General features: G+C 51.5%; 17 protein-coding genes and 1 pseudogene. 13 read left to right on the plus strand and 5 right to left on the minus strand.

The features are described from left to right. The first annotated feature begins 4 nt into the window (after positions 1–4). The 10 genes from DW724_RS05805 to DW724_RS05850 all read left to right on the plus strand — a co-directional run bounded on the left by DW724_RS05805 (position 5) and on the right by DW724_RS05850 (position 13,649). Entirely contained in the window at positions 5–1,504 is a 1,500-nt protein-coding gene (locus tag DW724_RS05805; RefSeq protein ID WP_118760944.1) for a hypothetical protein, read from the plus strand. 11 nt (positions 1,505–1,515) lie between these two features. Next, entirely contained in the window at positions 1,516–2,193 is a 678-nt protein-coding gene (locus DW724_RS05810) for an ABC transporter ATP-binding protein (RefSeq protein ID WP_118760945.1), read from the plus strand. A gap of 464 nt (positions 2,194–2,657) precedes the next feature. Further along, positions 2,658–3,077, plus strand: a complete 420-nt coding sequence (locus tag DW724_RS05815) for a sigma-70 family RNA polymerase sigma factor (RefSeq protein WP_118760946.1) — start codon at positions 2,658–2,660, stop codon at positions 3,075–3,077. A 631-nt stretch (positions 3,078–3,708) separates the two neighbouring features. Further along, complete coding sequence (locus tag DW724_RS05820) at positions 3,709–3,897, plus strand: hypothetical protein (RefSeq protein WP_021886981.1); 189 nt, start codon at positions 3,709–3,711, stop codon at positions 3,895–3,897. An 85-nt stretch (positions 3,898–3,982) separates the two neighbouring features. Further along, positions 3,983–5,488, plus strand: a complete 1,506-nt coding sequence (locus DW724_RS05825; protein WP_118760947.1) for a recombinase family protein — start codon at positions 3,983–3,985, stop codon at positions 5,486–5,488. 282 nt (positions 5,489–5,770) lie between these two features. Then, positions 5,771–6,199: a sigma-70 family RNA polymerase sigma factor gene (locus tag DW724_RS05830; protein ID WP_158580226.1), complete on the plus strand. Its 429-nt coding sequence runs from the start codon at positions 5,771–5,773 to the stop codon at positions 6,197–6,199. Positions 6,200–6,640: 441 nt separating this feature from the next. Beyond that, positions 6,641–6,841, plus strand: a complete 201-nt coding sequence (locus DW724_RS05840) for a hypothetical protein (protein WP_118760949.1) — start codon at positions 6,641–6,643, stop codon at positions 6,839–6,841. A gap of 123 nt (positions 6,842–6,964) precedes the next feature. Further along, positions 6,965–11,779, plus strand: coding sequence for an isopeptide-forming domain-containing fimbrial protein (locus DW724_RS05845; RefSeq protein WP_118760950.1), 4,815 nt, complete (start codon positions 6,965–6,967; stop codon positions 11,777–11,779). A gap of 94 nt (positions 11,780–11,873) precedes the next feature. Then, the gene (locus DW724_RS15775; RefSeq protein WP_188885711.1) at positions 11,874–12,023 is read left to right on the plus strand and encodes a hypothetical protein; all 150 of its coding nucleotides are present in this window, start codon (positions 11,874–11,876) and stop codon (positions 12,021–12,023) included. Between the two features lie 69 nt (positions 12,024–12,092). After that, complete coding sequence (locus tag DW724_RS05850) at positions 12,093–13,649, plus strand: recombinase family protein (protein WP_118760951.1); 1,557 nt, start codon at positions 12,093–12,095, stop codon at positions 13,647–13,649. Between the two features lie 110 nt (positions 13,650–13,759). On the opposite strand, the pseudogene DW724_RS05855 reads toward DW724_RS05850, so the two are convergent. From DW724_RS05855 to DW724_RS05865, 3 genes and pseudogenes are all read right to left on the minus strand, one after another. Beyond that, positions 13,760–14,167: pseudogene (locus tag DW724_RS05855) on the minus strand (manganese catalase family protein); the annotation flags it as partial. After that, positions 14,167–14,424 carry a spore coat protein CotJB gene (locus tag DW724_RS05860; protein WP_118285050.1) on the minus strand — a complete coding sequence of 86 codons (258 nt, stop codon included), beginning with the start codon at positions 14,422–14,424 and terminating at the stop codon, positions 14,167–14,169. The gene DW724_RS05860 and the pseudogene DW724_RS05855, both read right to left, overlap by 1 nt. Next, positions 14,421–14,600 carry a spore coat associated protein CotJA gene (locus DW724_RS05865; RefSeq protein ID WP_117491585.1) on the minus strand — a complete coding sequence of 60 codons (180 nt, stop codon included), beginning with the start codon at positions 14,598–14,600 and terminating at the stop codon, positions 14,421–14,423. Before DW724_RS05865 ends, DW724_RS05860 begins: the two co-directional genes overlap by 4 nt. Before the next feature lie 181 nt (positions 14,601–14,781). Here DW724_RS05865 and DW724_RS05870 point away from each other — a divergent pair, with 181 nt between their 5' ends. The 3 genes from DW724_RS05870 to DW724_RS05880 are packed head-to-tail and all read left to right on the plus strand — an operon-like array spanning position 14,782 to position 16,334. After that, positions 14,782–15,342, plus strand: coding sequence for a TIGR01440 family protein (locus DW724_RS05870; RefSeq protein ID WP_117491574.1), 561 nt, complete (start codon positions 14,782–14,784; stop codon positions 15,340–15,342). A gap of 7 nt (positions 15,343–15,349) precedes the next feature. Beyond that, positions 15,350–16,054: an HAD family hydrolase gene (locus DW724_RS05875; protein ID WP_118285047.1), complete on the plus strand. Its 705-nt coding sequence runs from the start codon at positions 15,350–15,352 to the stop codon at positions 16,052–16,054. 25 nt (positions 16,055–16,079) lie between these two features. Further along, positions 16,080–16,334: a TIGR03905 family TSCPD domain-containing protein gene (locus DW724_RS05880; RefSeq protein WP_118760952.1), complete on the plus strand. Its 255-nt coding sequence runs from the start codon at positions 16,080–16,082 to the stop codon at positions 16,332–16,334. Positions 16,335–16,680: 346 nt separating this feature from the next. Here the strand turns inward: DW724_RS05880 and DW724_RS05885 are convergent, their stop codons facing one another. Beyond that, entirely contained in the window at positions 16,681–17,340 is a 660-nt protein-coding gene (locus DW724_RS05885; protein ID WP_118760953.1) for a 4'-phosphopantetheinyl transferase family protein, read from the minus strand. 284 nt (positions 17,341–17,624) lie between these two features. Further along, positions 17,625–18,026 carry a (deoxy)nucleoside triphosphate pyrophosphohydrolase gene (locus DW724_RS05895; RefSeq protein ID WP_118760955.1) on the minus strand — a complete coding sequence of 134 codons (402 nt, stop codon included), beginning with the start codon at positions 18,024–18,026 and terminating at the stop codon, positions 17,625–17,627. Positions 18,027–18,038 lie beyond the last annotated feature (12 nt).

Raw genomic sequence — 18,038 nt, forward strand, 5'->3', positions numbered from 1 at the left:
CGTTATGATTACACTTATCAGAAAAAATCTCCGCTTGTGGGGATATGGAAAGTCGCTTGCCCTATTTGCCGGATGTATACTTTTTTCCATCAGCGGGAGGTTAAACGGAGGTATTGCATACGAGCGGCACATCTTGTCGGCGGTATCAGACCATTACTATCTGACCTATTTTGTGCTGCCGATTGTACTGTTAAGCTGCTTTTCCTTTATTGATGACGACGGAGAGCCAGTAATCTTACGGTTTCAAAGTTACCATTCTTATTTTCTGAAAAAATGGATTGGGGTCGGTTTGATTGCAGTCATTCTGACGGCTGTTCAAACTGGGGCAATTCTTCTGTCTGGTATAGGATTACCTTTAGGCAACGAATGGAACCTTGCTGCGGGTGCAACGGAAGCCGAGTTATTTTCCACTCTGGAACAGCTTTTTGCCAGTCCCTTGCAGGCGTTTGTCTGTTTTACCCTCTATCAGCTTATTGGAAGTTGGCTGATATTTGGAATCTGTATGTGGATTGGACATTTCACTGGGAGAAAGTGGACGATTCGAATTGTAATCGTTCTTTATGTCCTCTCGGCTGTGTGGATCAAGCTTCCGGCAATTCAAAATATTCCGCTGACGAGTTTTAATCATTTGCTGATTTTACACCACAATTTGGTCGTGCTCCATCGTTTTGAGATAACCGCCTGTACCTTGCTGCTCCTTGTTTTGATAATTGCTATATCTATTCGGTTTGCGTGGCGGGGGCAGTTGCCGCATATACCGTTGTCCCGCCGTGATATAGCTGGCTACTATTTTCACGCGCTCATGATCCCTCGCAATCTGCTGATTCTTTTAGGTGTTGTGTTGGGAGTTTCGATTTACAAGGCGATGGGTAATGGTGCCGCCATATCAGGCGTAGAATGGATATATTCGCTGTTTGCGGGACACGGAACAGGATATTTTCAGGTGTTCCCATTTCTGGAACTGCTGATTACCAGCGGTGTACCGCTATACCTGCTGGCAGCTTTTGTGGAACATACGGTAAACGGACAATCTATTTTTATTTCTGTGCGTGCAAAAAGCCGTAGACATTTAGTGAAGGGGATCTTATCAGTCAGTACAAAATTTCTCATAATATATGCATTCTTTTGGCTTATGGCTGGCCTTATAGGGGCATCCCTATTCAGCACTGGATTAACAATCGTTTCTTTCAGGCTTATGCTCTATGCGGTTTTAATGAAGTGCCTTGATATATTGGCGCAATATCTGATTGTGCTCGACATCTACATTGCCACAAGACAGGTTACAATCGGTTTCCTTGTGGTAGTGGCGGGAAATCTGCTCTGTATCCTTCCGGGGAATTGGGTAGCTTATTCGCCCTTTGGCCTTTCCAGCCTGACAAGAATTTCTGTTGTGGAACCGGGAATTGGAATTTCCGCTGTGTCCGCCTTTGGTATAGAGGCCGCCATTTTAACGCTGATGATTGCAGGAATTCTTATGTGGGGCTACAAGAAAATATTGAATTAGGAGGACAGAATATGAGTTCATATATTGAAGTGAAAAATGTATCAAAAAGTTTTAGCGGCAGGGCAATTCTTCAGAATATTTCCCTGCCTGTAGAACAGGGAACAACTGTTGGTTTGGTTGGCGCTAACGGCAGCGGAAAGTCGGTGCTGTTCAAGATTATATGCGGCTTTGAGAAGCCAGATCAGGGCAGCGTATATGTGCGCGGAAACCAGCTTGGTAAAAATGGCTGCGACTTCCCCGAAAGTTTGGGAGTATTTATCAATTCCCCTGGCTTTATCGGTATTTACAATGGTTTTCAAAATCTGAAATTCCTTGCGGACATTCAAGGGAAAATTGGAGAAAAAGAAATCCGACAGGCCATGAGCAAAGTGGGGCTTGACCCTGATAATAAAACGAAAGTAGACAATTATTCTCTTGGCATGAAGCAGAAATTGGGGCTTGCACAGGCGATTATGGAGGGGCAGGATATTCTGATTTTGGATGAGCCTTTTAATGCATTGGACTACAAAACCTATGAGGATGTAAAGGCCATCATCCGTATGCTGAAAGCGGAAGGCAAGACCATTTTTCTGACTTCACACCATTATAAGGATATTGAGCAGTTATGCGATCAGGTGTATTCGATTGAAGATTGTCAGCTACTGCCGATTACAGAAGAAATCGCGGCGCGGTATCGAGAAATGGAGTAGCTTGCAAAAGTATATAGAACATAACTGCCGCACGACAGCAAAAGAAAAAAGCCGTCGTAACGTAGATGCATTTTCACGCGCCCATGAAGCGGCGGCTTTGATTTTCAGAGCCGCCGTTTCTTTTCGTCTATCCTAAACCGGCGAAGCCCCGACACCGTGTAACTCCACGGCGGCACATAGGGGGATTGCCGCCGTGTCCATTTTCCTTTTTCGTAGCGTCCATGATCTGCACCAGCTAAAAAAAGCGTAGCCCCTCCATCGGAGCAGTTCGGCCTTAAAAGTGAAATTGAACATCATGTAACACGAATTTCGTTTACTTACGCCCGCATAGCGTCATGCTGTGCGGGCGTTTTTGTATGCCCCTGCTTCTGGTCACGGTGGCCAGAGGCTCCAAGGTGCCGTGGGCCACCTGTTCTCCATTTCAATCCGCACTCACCAACCACCTTTTGAAACGGAGGACAATTATGACGACTATCAATCTGAAACGGTATTACCCCTATATGACCGAAAATGTGATGCTGGAAGTTTCGGACGAGATCGCCGCCACCCTCTCGATGGGAGGCCGCCTGTGCGACAGCTACAAACGACAGAAGCGCAGAAATGGCGAGTGCTCGCTGGACACCGATCTCGGCTTTGAGGCCGACGTGCTCCGCCAGCCCATGCCCCCAGACGAGTACATTGAGGCACGGGAAACCACCTTTGCCCTCTATGACGCGCTGGCCCAGCTCCCGCCTACGCAGGTCCGGCGTGTGTACCAGCACTATCTTCTCGGCATGAGCAAGGCCGAGATCGCGACAGCCGAGGGCGTTGGCCGGAGCCGCATCTGCTGCTCCATTGAGCGCGGGCTGGCCGCTATGAAAAATATTTTGAAAAAATCTCTGTAAGAGGGAGTACATTTGCCCTCGAAACCTCCTGATAGGTGAGAGGAGTTTTCTTCCTCACCTTGAAAACTGAATAGACAGTATTCCCGATACGAAATCCGCGTGATAGCGACGTAAGGTGCGCCGCCACGACAGCCAGTTCAGGAGGTGATGGACAAGCTGGCCGAGCGATCAACGCAGCCTTTGACCCGGCGCTGGCAAACCGGGCGCGAGGACAGCGCGGAGGATAATGAAACTTGCTCACGCCCTCCCACAGACTTGAGGGGGAGTCCCTGCGGTATGCGCCAGCCCTCCACGGGCAGCGATGCTGTGGGGCTATGCAGCCGAGGCCATCGGCGGTCTGGAATACTCCCCGTGCCGGGGATGCGTGGCAAATACGGCACACAACGATCATACAGGGAGCCATCAAACCGGGCCTTTCTGTCTTATGACAGCCCAAACCATTCCGGCGCGGCGGCTCCCTCTTTTGTGGATTGAAACGGAAAACAACTGTCCCGCTGCTTCTGGTCATCGTGGCCAGAGGTGGGGCAAGGTCAAAGGACGGCGCTTTTGTGCCGTCCTTTCACGTTTCCCCACGGACGACGGGAAACCATCAAATCTATTCACACCGCTGATTTTTATAGGAGGTTTTCAGATGACGGAGGCAAGAGTCGGCTATCACAAGGAAGTCAAAACCGCATCTTTTCAGGGCAAATCCATCACCGTGGAAAACCTGACCCCGATGCTCTCTCCCCGAGCACGGGACAAGCGCAAGCGTGAGATTGAAAGCTGTCTGTATGAGGTCTTTGTGAAGTATGCGCCGGGACGGGCGCAGATGCACTAATGCGGGACATCCTTGAGATGCGGGGCTACCAGAGATATAATATAGGTGTAAGGTTTGGTAGCTCCTACACGGAAAGGAGCACCAAATGATTATTCGTGAAGATGCCATTTATGGCAGACAGTCCGTTGACCGCAAGGACAGTATCAGCATTGAAAGCCAGATCGAGTTCTGCAAGTATGAATTGAGAGGAGGCAATTTCCGCAAGTACACCGACAAGGGCTATTCCGGCAAGAACACCGACAGGCCCAAGTTCCAAGAAATGATGGCCGATATTCGCCGGGGCCTGATCAAGCGCGTGGTGGTCTACAAGCTGGATCGTATTAGCCGTTCCATTCTGGACTTCGCAACCATGATGGAAACTTTTCAGGAATACAATGTCGAGTTCGTATCCTCTACGGAAAAGTTTGACACGTCCACCCCGATGGGGCGGGCCATGCTGAATATCTGCATCGTGTTTGCCCAGCTTGAACGTGAAACCATCCAGAAGCGCGTGACCGACGCCTACTATTCCCGCTGCCAACACGGTTTTCACATGAGCGGCGCGGCCCCCTATGGCTTCCAACTGGAGCCGACCACCATTGAGGGCATCCGCACAAAAATGATGAAGCCTGACCCGGAAACGGCAGATATTGCAAAGTTGATGTTTGAAATGTACTCCCAGCCCGGAACCTCTTTCGGGGACATCGCCCGCTACTTTGCCGACGAGGGCATCCTGATCTACGGTAAGGAAATGAAACGGGGCTTTATATCCCAGCTTTTGAGAAACCCCATTTACGCACAGGCTGATCTCGATATGTACGAGTTCTTCAAAAGCCAGGGTACGGTAGTAGTCAATGAAGCGACGGATTTTGCCGGGACAAACGGCTGCTATCTCTACCAGGGCCGGGACATGCAAGAAAGAAAAAACAAGCACCTGAAAGATCAGATACTTGTTCTGGCTCCCAGCGAGGGGCTGGTATCGTCTGATACATGGCTGCGCTGCCGGAAAAAGCTCATGGCAAACAGGACGTTCCAAGGCGGGCGCAAGGCAAAGAACACATGGCTTGCCGGAAAGGTCAAGTGTGGCCGCTGTGGGTACGCGCTTATGAGCGTCGGCAATCCTACAGGTGTTCAGTATCTCCGCTGCTCCAAGCGGGCCGACAGTAAAAGCTGTGACGGCTGCGGGACGCTCCGCACACGGGAATTTGAAAGATTTCTATACGGCGAGATGGTCAAAAAGCTGTCCGAGTTCCAGACGCTGACGGCAAAGCGGGAAACGGTCAATCCCCAATTGACCGCGCTGAACATGGAGCTTGCCCGCGTGGAGGACGAGATTGAAAAGCTGCTGAATACTCTGACCGGGGCTAATGCGGTGCTGTTGTCCTATGCCAACAGCAAAATTGAGGAGCTGGACACACGCCGCCAAGCTCTGACAAAAGAGATCGCGGCGCTGTCGGCGGAAACCATGTCCCCGGAGCAGATTGAGCGGTTGTCGGTCTACCTCAACCAATGGGAAGAAATTGACTTCGAGGACAGGCGGCAGGTTGCCGACGGCCTGATCTCACAGATCCGCGCAACCGACGAACACGTTTCGATTGAGTGGAAAATTTGACTTTTACTTATCTATCGCACACGACAAAGGGCTGTGTGCCCTTGTCAAGCGATGTAAGCAAAGCCGTTTGTATAGCTTAATAGCTGTGCGAAAGGCTTTATTTTTTTGCCCTAAAATCCCAAAGTGCAGGGGGTTTCGCTCTTTTTCAGACTGCTGGCAAGCTAATATTGCCCGCTATCCATAAGTTCCAATCTTAAACAAAAACTTTGAGATTGGAGCTTGAAAATGATAAACTGGCAGAAAAACCGCAACTACAAGCGGGTTAGGGATAAGGACGGCAACGTGGTTGCAAACATCATCACTGTGTTCGGACAGGATGTAGAGGTTTCAGACGAGATATTTGATACATACTCGCAGATGGACCGGCGTGCAAGATATATCGGAGAGGATATTCCCGCAGAGAGCGAAATATCGCTGGAACGCACGATTGAGGATGGTATACATATCGAAACGTTGGAAAACGCAGAACTGAGTGCGGAGGAATATTGCTTGCTTGAGGAAGAAGCAGAACATGAAGCAAAAATGCTGGATGAGTTGCCTAAAGTTATTGAATCTCTGCCGGAAAGTGACAAAAAGCTGATTAAAACGCTGTACTATGACGGCTATTCGACCCGAGAATATGCACAAAAATTGGGTATTACGCAGACTGCAATGCTTAAGCGCCGAAATCGTATTTTGAAGTATCTGAAAAAATATTTTGAAAAATTCTGATTTTCAGGGTGTTCAGTAGGCGCTTTTCTTGGGGGTACAGTGAGGGGATAAATATTCTCTCGCTGCTCCTTGGCAACTAAACATCAAACATCAGGTACAAATTCTGTGCGGAGAGCTGCGGCGTAAAGCCGCGAACTGTCGGGCGGCTCCCGACAAGGCGATGACCCACATAGATGATAATGATACTCCCGATCAGTCACAGTCCGAGCGTTAAAAGCGTCACAGGCCATGAGATCGGACAACAAGATAGGTGCAATGCCTGTGAGGTCGGTACGCCGCCGGCCGCCTGATGTTTCCCGGCAGCCGGGGGTGAGGACGAATAGGCTGCCAGAGAAATGCGAGGTGATGATATATATGATAGTGTAAAAATCCGGACAACAGAATAATCACAAACCGGAAGAATCGCATGGATTCCTCCGGTTTTGCTTTTGGAGGTTATCTATGGAATGGAAAAACGCAAATAAGATACTGCCGGAGCGCGGTCATCGGGTTCTGTGCCTGTATCCGAACGGCAAAATGGACGTACAGCTTTACTTAGGCCGTGAGAGTTTCGTTCACGATCTGTACGGCCGCTGTATTTTCTGGACGGAACTGCCGGAACGCCCGAAAGCCTACTTCAAGCTGATGGGGCGCAATGAATAAGGAACAGCAGGCAATCGCTCGTCTGGCAGCGCGGGGAAGAAGTGCTGCACTGGTGGCTGCAGGACGGCGTGCTGCCGGGGCAGTTGAGCATTTCAGATTACTTATCAGAAACGGAGTGAAACAATGTCGATTATAAAGCGAATCACCTCAGTGGGACTGGCGTTGGCGATGGCGGCAACGATTATCCCAAGTTCGTTTGCCGCCAGCACGAAATCTGCAAGCACGCTGTCCTCGGTGACGGCAAAATATCTTGACGCAGAAAACGGCAAGGAGATTGCCAAAAAGCAGACATACAGCGTCACACACGAGGAAAAGTCCCCGCAGACGATCACAAACTACACCTACGCAGATTATACCGAAAGTGTTGAGTATGTGTATTCGCATAAGGACTTGACCTACATCATCGGTTATCCCGACAAGGGCGTACACCCGAACGGTGATCTGACCCGCGCCGAAGCTGCTATGATCTTCTACCGCCTGTATGACGGTGATTATCCCAGCTTTACGCGGTGTATGTCAAACGGCACTTTCAAGGATGTCAGCGCAAAGAACTGGTTCTATGAGCCGGTCGAAACGTTGTACAACATCGGGCTGCTGGAAGGCAAGCCCAAGGACAGCTTTGCACCGAACGCACCCATCAGTCGTGCGGAGTTTGCTGTACTGGCGGCGCGTTTCCAGAACCTCAAATACACCAGCGGCAAGGTTTTCTCGGATGTGGAGAAAGGTCACTGGGCGTACAGCTATATCAATGCTGCCAGCGAAGCAGGCTGGATTCAGGGCTACCCGGACGGCACTTTCCGTCCCGACAAGGAGATTACCCGAACCGAAACCGTAACGCTGGTAAACAGCATGATTAACCGCACTGTTACCTGCGAAAAGCTAAAGGCACTGCATGTGCGAAATCCGTACAACGATCTTGCAGAATCGTTCTGGGGCTATACAGACCTCATGGAAGCAACGGTATCCCATACCGCCGAAGAATGGCATGACGCGAAGTACAACGATGGCAAGTACAACATCATTGTCGAGAAATTCGTAGACACGAGCGGCAAGGAGATCGCAAAGTCTGTCACTACGGCGGGCAAGGCAGAATCTGCGCCCAAGTCCATTCCGGCGTATGAGTATCGCGGCTATATCCGCACGATCACTTATAAGTACAGCACCGGTGACGCGCTCCCGTCCATCGAAAAGACGGCAAGCGTCAAGGACGCTAAGGTAGGTGACGAGATCACCTACACGATCAAGCTGTCGAACGATAAGAAAGCAAGTTCCGCATGGAAAAGTGTCGTGCTGACCGATAAAATCCCGTCCGGCATGACCTTTATCGAGGGCAGCGTCTATGTGAACAATGCAGCGGCTACCCATACCGTCAAGAACGGTACGCTGATCGTAAACCTTGGTGATATTGCTGCCGGTAAGACCGTAACTGTCACTTTCAAGGCAAAGATCAATGGCGATATGTACAATCAGACGATCTACAACACCGCTGTTGCCAAGGGTACGAACGGTTATGTGACTGCTGCGGATGGCAAGAAAACCAATATTTACGAGGACAAGGACGATGGCGTGTATGTCAAAAAGGGCGATACCGCGCCGTATGTGACCAAGACTGCGGATAAGGCAACCGCGAATGTCGGTGACAAGATCACCTACACCGTTAAAGTTGGCAACGGTGACGGTGCTGTTTACGAGATCGAAAACGCTAAAATGGCAGATACCATTCCGGCTGAATTTGACTTCGTAGACGGCAGCGTGCAGGTGGATGGCAAGTCCTATCCATACAGCTACGACAACACCAGCCGTAAGCTGTCTGTGCAGATCGGCAATTTGAAGCCGAACGCTGCCCGCACCGTAACTTTCGCTGTGACCGTCAATAAGTCGGCTTACGGCAAGACCGTACACAACACCGCTGTCCTCTCCGGCGATAACATCAAGGACACCGAGGGCAAGGACAAGGGCGTTGAGATCGGTGACGGCAAGACCAAGCCGGAAGTCACCAAGACTGCGGACAAGTCCGCTGCCAATGTTGGCGATAAGGTGACTTACACCATCAAGCTGGCAAACGGCGAGTTCGCAAGTGTAGCAATCAAGGACGCTGTGCTGACCGATACCATTCCGAACGGACTGGATATTCAGTACGGCTCGGTTACGCTGAACGGCAAGCTGACCAACGATTACAGCTACGATGAAGCGTCCCGCGTTCTGACTGTCAAGGTCGGTGATCTCGGTATTGAGAAAAGCGCGACGGTAACTTTCGTTGCGGTAGTGAATACCGCCGCTTACGGCAAGACTATCTACAACACCGCTGTTATGAAGTCCGACAACATGCCGGACACCAGTGGCAAGGACAACGGCGTAACCGTTGGTGACGGCAAGGCCAAGCCACAGATCGACAAGACTGCAAACAAGTCCTCTGCCCGCGTGGGCGATAAGATCGCATACACGCTGACCGTCAAGGATGATGATACCGCAACTGTTCCGGTTGAGAACGGCGTTATCACCGATGTTCTTCCGGCTGGACTGACTTTTGAATATGGTTCTGTCACGCTGAACGGCAAGAACACGAACGATTACACCTACGATGAGAATACCCGCCTGCTGACCGTCAATGTCGGCACGATTGAGCCGGACGCAAAGCAGGTTATCGGTTTCACTGCAACGGTAAACGAATCCGCATACAACACCACCATCCAGAACCTTGCAACGCTGACCTCTGATAATGCAGACCCGGTGCAGGACAAGGACGATGGCGTAGCAATCGCGGACGGTGATGTGCTGCTGACCGTTTCCAAGTCCGCAGACAAAACCACTGCCAAGATTGGCGATACGATCACCTACACCGTAAACGCAGCGAATGCGACCGGTGCGGATGTGAATATCCGCGACGCGGTTATGACCGATGCCATTCCGAACGGACTGACTTTCCGCGGCAATGTAACCGTAGACGGCTACTCCGCAGAATATCAGTACGACAATACCGGCAAGACCCTGACCGTATCGCTCGGTGAGATCGCGCCGAACCAGACCAAGGCGATTTGCTTTGATGTAACCGTCAACAGCGACGCTTACGGTATGCACATTGAAAATACCGCCCTCGTCAGCGGCAGCAATACGCCGGACAAGAGCGGTACAGATAACGGTGTGGACATTGAAGATGGTAAGACAGACGGTCATGCGGGCAATAAGACCGCAAACAAGACCACCGCAGCAGTTGGCGATACGATTACCTACTCCATTCGCCTTTCCAATGGTACAGCAGCTACCGCTGATTGGGAAAACATGAAAGTGATTGACGTTCTGCCTGACGGCGTAAGTTTTGCAGGAAACGTGCAGGAGAATGGTTCGGCAACGGTAAACTACTCCTACAACGCCGACACTAAGACGATCACCTTCACGCCGGATGCTATCGCAGCAGGCGCACAGATCGTTCTTAGCTTCGATGTAACCGTAGATGATGGTTCGCAGGGCAAGTTCATTGTCAATACCGCTATCCTCGATGATAATGGCAAGGAAACGCCCATGCCGGACGGCGGCGTTCAGATTGACGAGGGCGAAGATGCTCCGATTGTCAACAAGTCCGCAAGCGTCACGACTGCTAATGTAGGCGATACCTTCACCTACACGATCACTGCAAAGAACGGCAACAAGGCAACTGCCGCATGGAAGAATGTCGTAATGACCGATACGCTCCCGACTGGTGTTAAGCTGGTAGGCGGCGTGTATATCAACAACGAATTTGCGCTGTATCATTTGAGCGGCAATGCGCTGTCTGTGCTCGTAGGTGATCTCGAACCGGGTGAATCGGCTGAAATCACTTTTGACGTGCAGGTGCTTGAAAGTGCGGCTGGCACAACGATTACCAACACTGCTTCGCTTGATGGCGATAACGGTCACGGCACTGCAACGGACAAGGGTGTAACGATTCCTGACACGGCAGAACAGCCGGACAACACCACAGCGTTTTATGTAACCAAAGAGGTTGATAAAACTGTGGTGAATGTAGGCTCCGGCGTTCCAGCAGACTGCAAGCGTGCTATATTCACTATCACGATTGGCAACGATTCCAACCAGATGTGGAAACGGGTTATTCTCAAAGACACGCTGGATACCACACTGGTAACGCCGGTTTTGAAGAACAACGTCTATATGGACGGTGTTTTGAACAGCAAATGGAGTTTTCGGAGCAAAGTGTTTACTCTGGAGCTCGGTGACATTGCGCCGAACGAAAAGCGCGTGGTGAAAATCACGGTTGAGTTCAAGACCGATGCGGGCGGCAAGACGTACACCAATCTTGCCGCGGCTACGGGTGACAATGGTTCGGCTTCGGGCCGTTCGCCGGAGATTGAAGTCGTTTCGTCTGGTTCGTCCGGTACACCGGTGCTGACGGATATTCACTATCAGCTGTTCGGTGGTTACGCGGACGGTCTGTGGCGGCCGAATGATCGCGTATCCCTGCAGGAAGCCTGCACGGTTGTATATCGTCTGATTGCTAACGGCGGCAACACTTGGCTGCCGCGCGGCACGACTACCGTTCCGAAATACCAGTATGATATTCCGGAAGAAGCAAAGTATTTTGTTTCTATCGGCGTTCTGCCTGCGTCCGCATTTGATACCGCTCGCATGGATGAGGGCGATGATTACGAGATCAACTATACGATCTCGAAGAATGGCTATCTGCGTATTTGGGCTGCATCTGGTCAGCTGAATTCGCTGGTTTCGTATGTGACCAAAACGAATGCGGGTTTGAGTGGTGATGTATCCCGTCTGACGTTTGCAAAGGCAATCTGCCAGATTACCGGCCGCGACACCTCGCCGGATGTTTCCGATTACAGCGGCAATCTCCGCACATGGGCGGACGCGCCCTCGTCTGTTGTGACCGAGGTTTCGCACGAACATGATTTCATCATGGACAGCGACCGCAACGAATATTGGATTTGAGAGTAGAATGAGAAACCCCGCCTGTTTTGCAGCAGGCGGGTTTTACATTAGCAGAGAGCAACATAGGCTATTCTGAAAGGAAGGGTGAAGCCGTATGGCAAAACAGCAGATCAAAGCGGTTTGCACACACGTTTTTCAGAATGGAGGGGAAACCTGCGACCGGAAACGATTTACAGAGAAATGGGTAGAGATGATCAATCGTATCGAACGGACAGAAACGAAAATTACGGAGAAAAGGCAATGACAAAAGTGCAGTTATGCGTTACACTAAAAGTAGGAAACAGCTTGTTCTTATCTGAATGAGGGATAGAACATGAAAAAAGCAGCAATTTATTGCCGTTTATCCGAGGAAGATAAAAACAAGCTATGTGCGACCGATGATTCGGGCAGCATTCAGAATCAGAAAGCAATGCTGGTGCAGTATGCAGAAGAACAGGGGTGGGAAGTTTATCAGATTTACAGTGATGATGATTATACTGGTGCAGACAGGCGGCGGCCGCAGTTTAAGCGGCTGCTGAAAGACGCAGAACAGCACAAGTTCGATATTATCCTCTGCAAAACACAGTCACGTTTTACCCGTGAATTGGAACTGGTGGAAAAGTATATCCACGGTCTGTTTCCCATCTGGGGTATCCGTTTTGTCAGCATTGTAGATAATGCGGATACGGACAATAAGGGCAACAAGAAATCACGTCAGATCAACGGTCTTGTAAACGAATGGTATCTGGAAGATATGTCGGATAATATTCGCAGCGTACTGACCAACCGCCGTGTCAACGGTTTGCATATCGGTGCGTTTGCACTGTACGGCTACCGCAAAGACCCTGATCGCAAAGGGCATTTGCTGATAGACGAAGAAGCGGCAGCAGTAGTCCGTGAGGTGTTCAATCTATTTGCACAGGGATATGGGAAAACTTCGATCGCCCGTATTTTGAACACACGCGGGATTCCCAATCCCACCGAGTACAAACGACAGCATGGCTTACGCTACAAGCAGGCGGTGAGCAAAAACAGCACCTTGTGGAAATACTTTGCGGTTGCGGATATGCTGGAAAATGAAATTTACATCGGCAATATGGTGCAGGGCAAGTATGGCAGTGTGTCGTATAAAACCAAGCAGTGTAAGCCGCGTCCGAAAGATCAGTGGTATGTTGTGCGTGGTACGCACGAGCCGATTATTGACCAGGAACTGTGGAACAAGGTATGTCGGCGGCGAGCAGAGCGCAGCAGACCGTTCAGTGATGGAAAAATTGGTATTTTCGCACGCAAAGCACGGTGCGCATATTGCGGCTATACGCTTCGGTCCTCCAAGACGCAGGACCGGCACTATCTGCAATGTCCGAATCGGCATATCTCTGTGGAAGCCTGTCCCGGTGCGTTTATTGCGGTCAGCCATTTGGAGGAAGCTGTACTGGAAGAGCTGAACCGGATGGCGCAGGAATTTCTCGATAAGGATGAAGCGGCCGAGAGCGTAGCGTTCTGCAAGGATTTGCAGAAACAGAAGAAATGCCTGCAAAAGGAGATCAACACCTATCGTCAGAAGCAGGAGGAATATACAACAGGCATTCGCAATCTGTACCTCGACAAGGTAAAGGGACTGCTGACAGAGCAGGACTATCTTGCTATGTCGAAAGATTTTGCCGGAGAGCGTGATCGGCTGGAGCATGTGATCGAGGATGGCGAAAAGCAGATGCGAGAACTTGAGGAGCGAATCGCTATCGGAGATAACCGACGTGCACTGGTCGAGAAGTACATGAACATTGAGCACCTGAACCGTGAGATGGTCGATACGCTGATTGACTATGTGACTGTCGGTCGGCGCGCAAAGGGCACGAAAACGGTTCCCATAGAGATTCATTGGAATTTTTGATCAATTATCATTCAATGAGTATACCGCGTATGATAATATACAGAAATGTGGCGATATATACGCTAAAATGGTGCGAAAAGCCTAAAGGATTGTTCTTGTAAAGGTGTAGCTTCTGCTGCCATATCCTCAAACAGATCAGTGATCGGGTCTCCTTTGGACTGGAACGTTGCGGCGCTCCACGGCACACCGGAGGCCGACTGCGGGTAAATGCCGGTCGTGTGATCGACAAAGTAGGCGTCAAAGCCGCCTTCCTTGATCTGCTCAGGTGTGAGATTACGCGTCAGCTGGTACACGATAGCGGAGATCATCTCCATGTGCGCAAGTTCTTCCGTGCCGATGTCCGTCAAAATGCCCTTGCATTCCTTATACGGCATGGCGTACCGCTGGTTGAGATAGCGCATGGACGCACCCAGCTCGCCGTCCGGGCCGCCAAGCTGAGAGATAACAATTTTGGCGGTCTGCGGATTCGGATTCTTGATCTTTACCGGAAACTGCAATCGTTTATCGTATGACCACATCAGTCCTCAGCTCCTTCCCACGGCCACGGATCGTCGATCCACGTCCAATGTCCGCTGCAGGTATCCACCTCGCGGGCGGTCAGCGGACCGAATGCATCCTCGTACTCAGCGGCGGCCTTGTCAAACGCCGTGCGCATTTCGTTGTAGTATTTGAGCGCGGCAGCGTTGTCCGGATGGCCGTCGAGGTACTCGATCACCTCAACAAGCGCGAAATCGTACATGCGCACGCGCCCGAGCAGTTTGGCCTTGTCGGTCATTGCGGCACTGCCTCCTCTCCGAGAAACGGCTTGTCGAGTGCCGGGAAGATCGTGCCGCGCGAGAACGCCAGCACCGGATCATACGGCGTATCAAATTCCTGCGTCGGCACAAAGGCCATCGCAAGCGAAAGCAGACCGGCAGGAATACTCTCCTTGGTCTGTAAATGATTCTGCATGGTTATGCTCCCTTCGTATAAGGTAGGAGTTAGGAGATAGGAGTGGATAATGATTCACCCCGCCCTGCAATATCATCACGATACCTCCTAACTCCTCACTCTCAACATACGCCGTTGGGTCTTAACAAGTTCCGACATTTATGTTATACTAATAGTACTCTTATAAGGGGAGGCATGAAAAATGGAGCTTTCTGAAATCAGAGAACAAAGTGCGAAGGCGGCAGAGCAGGTTTGCGAGGCAGCCAAGCTGAAGATCGGCGACCTGTTTGTGGTCGGCTGCTCGTCAAGTGAGATCCTGGGCGAGAAGATCGGCACGCATTCCAGTGTAGAGGTAGCCGAAGCGGTATTCGAGGGCATTCACAGCGTACTGCATGAGCACGGCGTGGAACTGGCGGCACAGTGCTGTGAGCACCTCAACCGTGCGCTGATCGTGGAGCGTGCTGTGGCAGAGCAGTTCGGTCTGGAGGAGGTCAACGTCGTTCCGCAGCCCAAGGCAGGCGGTTCGTTCGGCACGACCGCGTACAAACGCTTTGATGATCCGGTGGCGGTTGAGTCGCTCAAGCAGAGTGCTTCTGCAGGCATGGACATTGGCGGAACGCTGATCGGCATGCACATCAAGCCGGTGGTCGTACCGCTGCGCATTGAGACCAAGAAGATCGGCGAAGCCGTTCTGCTGTGCGCACGCCGCCGTCCGAAGTTTGTAGGCGGCAGCCGCGCAGTCTATAACGAAAAACTTTTGTGAGGATTTTATGGGATTAAAAGCAGTTTTTTTCGATCTGGATGACACGTTATACACCAGCTTTCAGGCCGGGGACGCCTACGCCTACGAAAAGCTGGAGGAGTGGGCCATCAGCACGTTTGGAGACAAAGGCAAGGGGTTCGCGGACGCATTCCGCGTCAACCGCAAGCGTCTGGCACGGCAGCAGCCTGCCATGCCGCCTACGCATGACCGTGTGCTGTTTGCACAGGGTGCACTCGAGCGCATGGGCCTGAACGCCGTTCGCTATTCGCGCGAGGCATTCCGCGTGTACTGGAATGCGGTGTTCGCTAAGATGACCTTGCGCCCGGGCGTGGCTGAGTTTTTGGACGAGCTGCGTGCGGTGGGCGTTAAGGTGGCCATCTGCACCAATATGCTGGCGGATATCCAGATGGAAAAGCTGGAGTACCTCGGCATTGCCGACAAGGTGGACTGCCTTGTTACGAGTGAGGAAGCCGGTGTGGATAAGCCGGGTTCGGCGATTTTCTGGCTGGCGATGCACAAATGCCGCTGTCTGCCGGAGGAGACCGTCATGGTCGGCGACAACTTCACGCACGATATTCAGGGCGCACTCGATGTTGGCATTGACGGCGTGTGGCTCAACTGGACGGACAAGCCGAAACCGGTCGGTGAGCTGTCCTACACCGAGGTAAGCACATTCGAGCAGGCAGCGGCGCATATCCGCACTTTGCTCTGATAAGTTAGGGAGGACAAGGAAAGACATGCAGCATTTTGACTACAAGCCGCACGGCGTATGTCCGATGAACATCTCGTTCGATCTGGACGGCGATACCGTGCACAACGTATCCTTCAAGGGCGGCTGCAACGGCAATCTGCAGGCAATCAGCCGCGTGGTCGAGGGCATGACCGTGGAGCAGATTGAAGGCTACTTCAAGGGCATTTCGTGCAGCGGACGCGGCACAAGCTGCTCGGATCAGTTGGCAACAGCGGTCCGTAAGGCGAAAGACGCGGAATAACATAAAAAGAACCGATATCCTGCGATATCGGTTCTTTGAGACTGTCGAAAAACTAACGTTTTCCGAGCAGTCTCTCGCTCGAAACCACGCTTTCAAGCGAAATCGAAGAAAAACCGCGCCCTGACGGGCACATTTTTTCTTCCCTTGTATAAATTCCGAGATACACAAGGTGAATTGCCGCATAGCGGCAAGAGAGGGTGGTCTGGACCATGCTCCCGGAATTTATGAATTTGCTTCGCAAATTCTATTTTATGCGTGCTGCCGCACGAAGCGTAAAAATTAAAATAATACTTTTTTGACAGACTGAAAGAACCGATATCCTGCGATATCGGTTCTTTTTTACGCTTTACTCGGCGGAAATATTCCGCAGAACGGTCAGCTTGGGCGCTTCTGCGCCGGTTTCGCGCACGCATACGCCGAGCCTGTAGGCGGGATCGGGGAAATCCGGCACAAAGAGGGAGCCGGGTGCGCCGATGGTGATTGCTGGCGGCTGACAGGCGATATCTACGCAGAACTGCCGCAGCAGCCGCAGACCGCGGCCGTCAGCCTTGACGTAGCTTTCCTTGAGCGCCCACAGTGTGTAGAACGCGTTTTCGCGCTCGGCAGGCGAGAGCGAGGACAGGTACCGTACCTCATCAGGGTGGAAGAAGCGGTCGGCAATATTGGGTTTGAAGGAGCGGCATTGCTGAATGTCTATGCCGACCGGATGGTCGCTCACCGCACAGACTGCCCATGCAGCGGAATGCGACAGGCTGAAATGAACAGCCGGCACGGCGGTTAGATACGGCTTGCCGTTCTCGTTCGCGGCAATGTCGAGCGGGCGCGGCACGGACGGGAAACAGCGGCGCACCGCCTCGTCCAGCAGCAGGGAAGCGGTGAAGCTCTGCTGACGGGAGGCGCCGTGCAGGCTGTCGATATACGTCAGCCGCGCGGCGGACAGGCGGGAACGAAGCGAAATGCTCATAATATCGGTGGTCGCCGCGGACAGGGCAAAAAGATGGGTCAAAGTAATGCTCCTCTTGTAACATTCATGTAATTCGCTGTCTGATTAACGAATAAATGCATCAGTTCGGTATTTATAATACCGGTTTGCGTCTGGTTTCTGTGTAAACCAATATACATCCAACCGGTTTTGCTGTCAACAAGTTTCGGCGTTACTTTGTATCGCGTCTGCCTTTTCGTCATCCAGTCCGACCAGCGGGGCAACGCCAAGACTGCCGTGATGGATTCCCTCGTTTTGAATACCTGAAAGGCTTCGTAGAGGATGGCTGCACCGCCTTGCATTACAGTTCAAGACGGCAGCAAAGCGAGCGCTTTCTCAATCTTTTCAATCAGCCCTGAATCAGCCGGCAGCCAATCCACGCTTTTCAGTGTTTCCTTGGTCAGCCATCGCGCTTCGGCGGCCTCTAACAGTTCAAGATTACCGCGAATCAGCTGACACCAGAAGCAATCCATTGAAAGGTGAAAGGTCGGATAATCAAATTCAACGGTATCAATCAACTCGCCAACCGAAATCTCGGAGGCCAGTTCTTCCCGGATTTCTCTTTTTAAGGCCTCCTGCGGTGTTTCGCCGGGCTCGATTTTTCCGCCGGGGAACTCCCACAGTCCCTTAAAGTCACCGTAGCCGCGCATGGTGGCAAAGATTTTTTCGCCATCACGAATGACTGCGGCGACGACTCGAATTGTTTTCATAAAATGCCTTCC

This window comes from Butyricicoccus sp. AM27-36 (genome assembly GCF_003480945.1).
In the GTDB taxonomy this organism is placed as follows: Bacteria; Bacillota; Clostridia; order Oscillospirales; family Butyricicoccaceae; genus Agathobaculum; species Agathobaculum butyriciproducens.